This window comes from Acetobacter pasteurianus subsp. pasteurianus LMG 1262 = NBRC 106471 (genome assembly GCF_000285275.1).
Taxonomy (GTDB): Bacteria; Pseudomonadota; Alphaproteobacteria; order Acetobacterales; family Acetobacteraceae; genus Acetobacter; species Acetobacter pasteurianus.
The window spans coordinates 23795-30430 of sequence record NZ_CADO01000018.1; the positions used below are offsets into that span (position 1 = coordinate 23795).

The following is a 6636-nucleotide window of genomic DNA, read 5'->3' on the forward strand; positions in this document are numbered from 1 at the left end:
CCTCACAATCAGTAGCTATGGGTATCGTTTACGACATCAGCGGTATGAACCTTTCCGCGCATGACGTAATAACACCAAGAAGTGTAAGACAGAATAATCGGCACAAAAATGGCGGCCACGGCCAGCATACAACCCAAGCCATATTCACTTGCGGTGCTGTTCCATACCGTCAGGCTTTGATCTGGCACGGTGGAAGACGGCATAAGAAATGGGAACATGGCACACCCCACTGTCATGATAGTACCAGCCCATGCACCCAAGCCTAACCACCAGGCCACCACAGTGCGACCAGCAACCAGCATGGCAGAACCTGCCAACATGCAGCCTACCCCCATAAGTGGCAGCACCCACAAAGCAGGATGATTGTGGAAATTATGCATCCACCCACCAGCAACCATAGCTACTGATTGCCCATGTAGTGGGTTTGCTGGCATGGCCGGATTAACCGGAGCCTGCATGACAAATCCCGGCAAAAACTGCACCCATATGCCACCGGCCACAAACAGGATGGCCGCAAATAGACCTCCGACAATAGCGTAATGCCGTGCACGTGCCCAAATAGGATTATCGGCCCGCAGCATCAACATGGCCCCGCCCTGATAAATGCTCAGGCTGACGGACATAAGACCGCACAAAATGGCGAATGGATTAAGTAGATAGGACAAGAAGGATTCATCCTGATAATACTGCCCCGTCCAGCCAAAATGATATCCAACCCCTTCCAGAATGTTCCCAAAGGCTGCGCCGTAGATAAACATCGGCACAAAGCCTGAAACCAGAAACACCCAATCCCAGCTTGCACGCCACATTTTGCTATCTGCCTTGGAGCGATATTCAAATGCGACTGGGCGCAGGATCATACTGAACAGCAGCGTGATCATGACCACATAAAAAACCGAGAACGATGTACCGTAGAGTGTGGGAAAAGCGGCAAAAATTGCCCCTCCTCCCAAAATGAACCATACTTGATTGCCATCCCAATGCGGGCCAATAATGTTAAGTGCTGTACGGCGTTCGGCATCATTACGCCCTACAAAGCGCAATAATGTGCCAACCCCCATATCCATGCCCACCATGGTGCCTAGGCCGATAAACAGCACACCCAGCATAACGGCCCAGACTATTTTCAGTATCGCGTAAAGTTCCATATCACCGTTTCCTGTCAGGAGGCCGTGGGGTGCATGTCAAAGGCAGACGGTTTGGGCGCATCATGCTGGGCATGTGGTTCCATGCTGTCGTGCTCTGGTCCCAGACGCGCAAACTTGAACATGAGGTAAAGTTCTGCGGCAATAAACACGCTGTAAAGCAGCACAAACCCGATAAGCGAAAACACCATATAAGACACGCCGTGGCTTGAAGCTGAAAGAAAAGTGGGCAGCCAGCCAAATACCGTCCACGGCTGGCGGCCTGCTTCAGCCGTAATCCACCCAAACTCTGTGGCCAAAATTGGCAAAGGAATAGACCACATACACAGTTTTAGCAGTAGTTTGTTATGCTCCAGCCGACGCTTCAAACTGACATAAGCCGAGATAGCAAACAGCGCGAAGAACCATAGGGAGAGAAACACCATAAACCGAAAAGACCAGAACGTAACAAACACGTTGGGGAGAATATCGGGCTGGGTTGCTTTCACCACAGCATCAATCTGATTTTCAGGAATGTTCGTAACATCCTGATTGGGCGCATGACGGGCCGCCAACAGGCCATACCCCATATCCTGCTCATGCTGTGTAAACAAAGCAAGATCTACATCGCTATGCGTTACGCCATAGCGGCGCAAGGCGCTCACGGCCTCAATACCCGAACGAATACGCGGTCCGGCAGCATCTTCCAGTTCGTGCATACCGGTAATAGGCTGATCAAACGTATGGGTAATCAGCGGAGTAAGTACAAGCGGCACACCAACTTCAAAATGGTTTTCCTGCTTGGCATCATCCGGCAGAGCAGCCAAAATCCACGGTTCAAACGGTGGTTTACTGGTATGCCAAAGGCCTTCAATCGCTGCAATTTTGGTCGGTTGCTTTTCATAATCCAACCGGCCCAGCACATCTCCCAACGTGATAACTGCCACAGTAGAGATAATGCCAAACAGTGCCGCCATACGGAACGAACGCGCTGCAAACTGCCGATGCTGACCGCGCAAAAGATAAAAAGCACTAATCCCCATCACAAACATTGCGGCAGACACGTAACCCGCAACAGATGTGTGTACAAACTTGGCCTGTGCATCTGGGTTAAAAACCAGATTTACAAAGCTTTCAAACTGCATCCGCATGGTTTCAGGATCAAAATGTGCACCTTCGGGCATATTCATCCCGGCATTGGCAATTAAAATCCACAAGGCCGACAAATTAGAACCCAGAGCCACCAAATAGGTGATGGCCAGATGCGCCTGCTTGCTCAGCCGGTCCCAGCCAAAAAACATGAGACCTACAAACGTTGATTCCATAAAAAAGGCCATAAGACCTTCAATAGCCAAGGGCGTGCCAAACATATCCCCAAAGAAATGAGAATACATGGACCAGTTGGTGCCAAACTCAAATTCCATTGTGATGCCGGTTGCAACACCAATGGCAAAGTTGATACCAAACAGTTTGCCCCAAAACTGCGCCATATCTTTATAAATCTGCCGACCAGTGACGACATAAACCGTCTCCATAGCTGCCAGCATGAATGTAAGGCCAAGGGTAAGGGGCACAAACATGAAATGGTACAATGCCGTCAGCGCAAATTGAAAGCGCGACAGATCGACGACATTGGGATCAATAAATTCCACCGTCAGATCTCCTGATTACGGTAAAAGCAAATAAGGTTTTTCGAAGTATCAGGTCATCGTCGGATCATGGCGCTCTCCCGGCCTCATGAAACCGGCCATCTTCAACGCGCACGATACGGTCCATCAATCCCGCCACTGCAGGATTGTGGGTCATGCACATTATGGTTGCCTGCGGCGGCAGAGCAGAAAGCAAAGCGGTCATAAGCTCCTGCTCTGTTTGTGTATCCAGCCCTTCTGTTGGCTCATCCAGAATGATCCAGGCTGGTGCACGCAGCACAACCTGCGCTATCGCCAACCGCCGTGCCTGCCCGCCAGAAAGACGAACACCTTCTTCACCAATCAAGGTATCCAGCCCTGCCGGCTCAGCGCGCACAAACTCTGCCAGTTGCGCAATTTGTAATGCCCGCCACATTTTTTCCTCTGTGGCATTGGGGCAGGCAATCATCAGGTTACGCCGGATGCTGCCCTGAAACAGATGATAGTCCTGCGCCACCACGCCAACATGATGCGCCATGACGTCAGCATCGACGTTTTTCAGATCAACATTGCCAAAGCTGGCTGTTCCTTCCTGATAATCATAAAAACGGAACAGCAGATTTATCAGTGTGCTTTTGCCTGACCCTGATGGCCCAACAAGAGCGACATGCTCTCCCTGCCGGATCAACAGGTTTGCGTGCCGTAGTGCCCAGTGTTTTGCTTCTGGGTAACGCATTCCCAAGTTACAAAAACACAGATCCAACGGTTGAACTGGCGAGGCTTTTGCGGCAGGTGCAGGCACACATGGAGGCTTATCACATACAGCAAATACGCGACGTGCAGCCACGCGCACGTGCCCCAGCAATTGCCATGCCGCCGGTAAAGGCCCCACCACATCAAATGCAGCAAGCCCGCCCAATGCCAACATAGGCAAACACGCAGCGGAAAGAGTGCCTGCATGATAGGCATGCGTAGCAAGAGCCAACATTGCCACCGCGCTTAACGTGCCAATAATTGTGCTCAGGCAGCGTGCGCCACCTTCTAGCAGAAAAATCTTTTGGCGGCATAAGCGGATATTGGCTTGTTGGTCTGCAATATGTGTTTGCACACTGCCTGCCGCGCCAAGAAACATAAATTCGCCCATGCCTTGCAGGATCTCCGTCAGATCTGCATGCATCATGTCTTGGTGAAGGCTGATCTGTGCAGTTGCGTGCGCTGAAAGTTTGGCTGTTATCAGCGGGATTATGGTTCCACACAGCAACAGGCCAACCCCCAGAACCAAGGCTGCCGGAAGAGAAAATAAGCCTGTTATCACTACATATGCAGTGCAACAGATGGCTGCAGCAGCAAAAGGCAGCATGACTTGCAGGTAAAACTGCCCCATCCGGTCTGTGTCAGACACAAAACGGAACAGCATATCCCCACTGCGTTGCTGAGCCAGAGCGGCAGGCGCCTGAGGAGCAAGCCTTTCAAAACTCCATGCCCGCACACGCCCAATGAACCGCAGCGTAGCATCATGCGTCACCACCCGTTCCAGATACCGGGCAAGGATACGTACAGTGGCAAAAAACCTGACGCCTACAGCAGGCAAGAAAATGTTAAAGGCATTTTGCGCCACAATCCCGCCAAGGCCCGCTACTGCCGCAGCGGCCAAAAGCCAGCCGGACAAAAACAGCAATCCGAAATTAGCCAAAGATGCCACGACTGCCAGAGCAAGCCCTATGAGCATTTCGCGCTGAATAGGCTTCATTAGCACAGCGAGGCGTAAAAACGTGTTCATGCTGCGTGCTCCAACATTTCTGGCACACTGCAAACCTGCCCTTTATGCACCCGCAGCACTTGCCGTGCGTAGTTGATGATTGCCCCGCGATGAGCGATCACAATAACAATGCGATTCAGTGCAATACGCGCGATGGCAGCAGCCACACATTGCTCGCTTACAGGATCAAGATGGGCTGTAGGTTCATCCAGAATGAGAATTTGCGGGTTACGCAACAGCACACGCGCCAACGCCAAACGCTGTACCTGCCCGCCAGACAGACATGCCCCACGCTCCCCTATAGGGGTATCAAACCCCTGAGGCAGAGCCTCGATAAACGAAAGCGCATCAGCTTGCCGCGCAACATTACGAAGGCTTTCAATATCTGCTTGTGGGTTTGCCAGGCGCAGGTTTTCCGCCACTGTGCCATGTATAAGGCAAGGCCGTTGCGGCACCCAGCCAATGCTAGACTGCCAATGCGCATGTATTGCGCCGTGAACATCTTCTGCAACAATACGTCCTGCAACAGGCGATAACAGGCCCAGCAGAAGACGCACCAGCGTTGTTTTGCCCGCCCCGCTTTCTCCCATTATCAAGCTGAGCGTGCCGCGTGCAAACGTGCAGTTCACATTGAATAAAACTGGCCTGTTTGCTTCATATCCAACTGACAGATTCTCGCACCTTACAGATAGAAGTGGCTCTGTGATTGGCTGATTAGAATGACATGTTGCAACAGATGGCAGCGCAAACAGTTTGCTGATACCCACCATGGCTGCCGTGGCATTCTGCCGCGCATGATAACTGGCAGAAAAAGCCCGCAATGGCATGAAGTATTCTGGCGCCAGAAGCAGCACCAGAAAAGCAGACTGAAAATCTGCTTTTCCCTCCAGCAAACGGGCACCAAACACAACGGCTACAAGTGCGATAGAAAGGCTGGCAAAAAATTCCAATACCGCAGAGGTAAGAAATGCCACTTTCATAACGGACATGGTTGTGCAGCGATATTCATCTGCCATACTGGCCACTGCAGCAACGGCATCCCCTGCACGACCAAACAGCCGCAGGCTTGTCATCCCCTGCAGTGCATCCAAGAAAGATGACCCCAGCAAAAGCAGTTGGGTCCACTGCCGGTCCATAATAGCCTGCGCCCGATACCCAACCAGCGCCATAAAAACAGGAATAAGCGGCCCGGTGCAGGCAAGAATCAAGAAGCTCCAGCCGTCCAGATGTAAAACGGTTGCCAAAATCATAAACGGCAACACCACCATCATGGCAGCGCGTGGAATATACTGGGCAAAATAGGGTTCCAGCCCTTCCAGCCCTGCATCCAACGCTGTAACTGTTTCCCCTGTTGTGTGGCTGGCCATCCCTACTGGGCCAACATTAAACAGATGCTGTAACAGTTCACTCCGCAAACTGGAGATAAGGCGCAAGCTTCCTTGTGCGGCGACCATATCGGCCGCCCATTGCAACAACGCACGCGCAACCAGAAAAAACACCAACCACCTTAAGGCTGGCCTTTCAGCCACCAACGCGTGCTGCCCAAAAGCAAGATCTGCAACAATTCTTGCAAAAACAGTAAGTTGTAACACCAACAATACAGCCGCAACGCCGCCAAGCAGCACAGCCACACCAAGCCAAAGGCTTATGCGCCGCGTAAAGCCCGCAAGGGTTTTGTTGCCCGAAGATTGCATCATCACTTTCATACTCACTGCCCCACCCTCACAAACCCATGGGATGAGAATGGGAAGGCATTCGCCTTAATTCATATTTAATGTAATTATGTATTTAATGATGTCAATGCAACATGGAAAAGGATATTTTTAAAAATATCATTTATATGAAAATGGAATGCCCGATAATTTGGGGATTCCGCACTCATTAACTTACATATTTTTGTTAACTATTTTCGTGATAAAATCAGCATCACAGAGACCATCGGCAGTACAGGCATATGCGTAGATAAAGTATATGGCGAGCACGGCACGGCGAACTGACTACAAGGAAAAAGCGCCCCATTCCCGATCAGGAAATAAGGTGCAGCCACAACAAAATTTTTAGTAGATATCTCAGAGCCCTTTTGGAAATTCACGGATGAGCGTTTCGGCGTAGCATGAGGCTTCCC

General features: G+C 51.1%; 5 protein-coding genes. All 5 read right to left on the reverse strand.

Annotated features, from left to right (window positions below; all coding sequences use genetic code 11):
* Nucleotides 1–8: 8 nt before the first annotated feature.
* The gene (gene cydB / locus APA10_RS05490) at nucleotides 9–1148 is read right to left on the reverse strand and encodes a cytochrome d ubiquinol oxidase subunit II (RefSeq protein ID WP_003630269.1); all 1140 of its coding nucleotides are present in this window, start codon (nucleotides 1146–1148) and stop codon (nucleotides 9–11) included.
* A 14-nt stretch (nucleotides 1149–1162) separates the two neighbouring features.
* Nucleotides 1163–2776 carry a cytochrome ubiquinol oxidase subunit I gene (locus APA10_RS05495; protein WP_003630268.1) on the reverse strand — a complete coding sequence of 538 codons (1614 nt, stop codon included), beginning with the start codon at nucleotides 2774–2776 and terminating at the stop codon, nucleotides 1163–1165.
* A 64-nt stretch (nucleotides 2777–2840) separates the two neighbouring features.
* Nucleotides 2841–4532, reverse strand: coding sequence for a thiol reductant ABC exporter subunit CydC (gene cydC / locus APA10_RS05500; protein ID WP_035366032.1), 1692 nt, complete (start codon nucleotides 4530–4532; stop codon nucleotides 2841–2843).
* Nucleotides 4529–6217: a thiol reductant ABC exporter subunit CydD gene (gene cydD / locus APA10_RS05505; RefSeq protein ID WP_003630265.1), complete on the reverse strand. Its 1689-nt coding sequence runs from the start codon at nucleotides 6215–6217 to the stop codon at nucleotides 4529–4531. Before cydD ends, cydC begins: the two co-directional genes overlap by 4 nt.
* Nucleotides 6218–6414: 197 nt before the next feature.
* On the reverse strand, nucleotides 6415–6636 hold a 222-nt coding region (locus APA10_RS15235), incomplete at its 5' end, for a hypothetical protein (protein ID WP_214442631.1).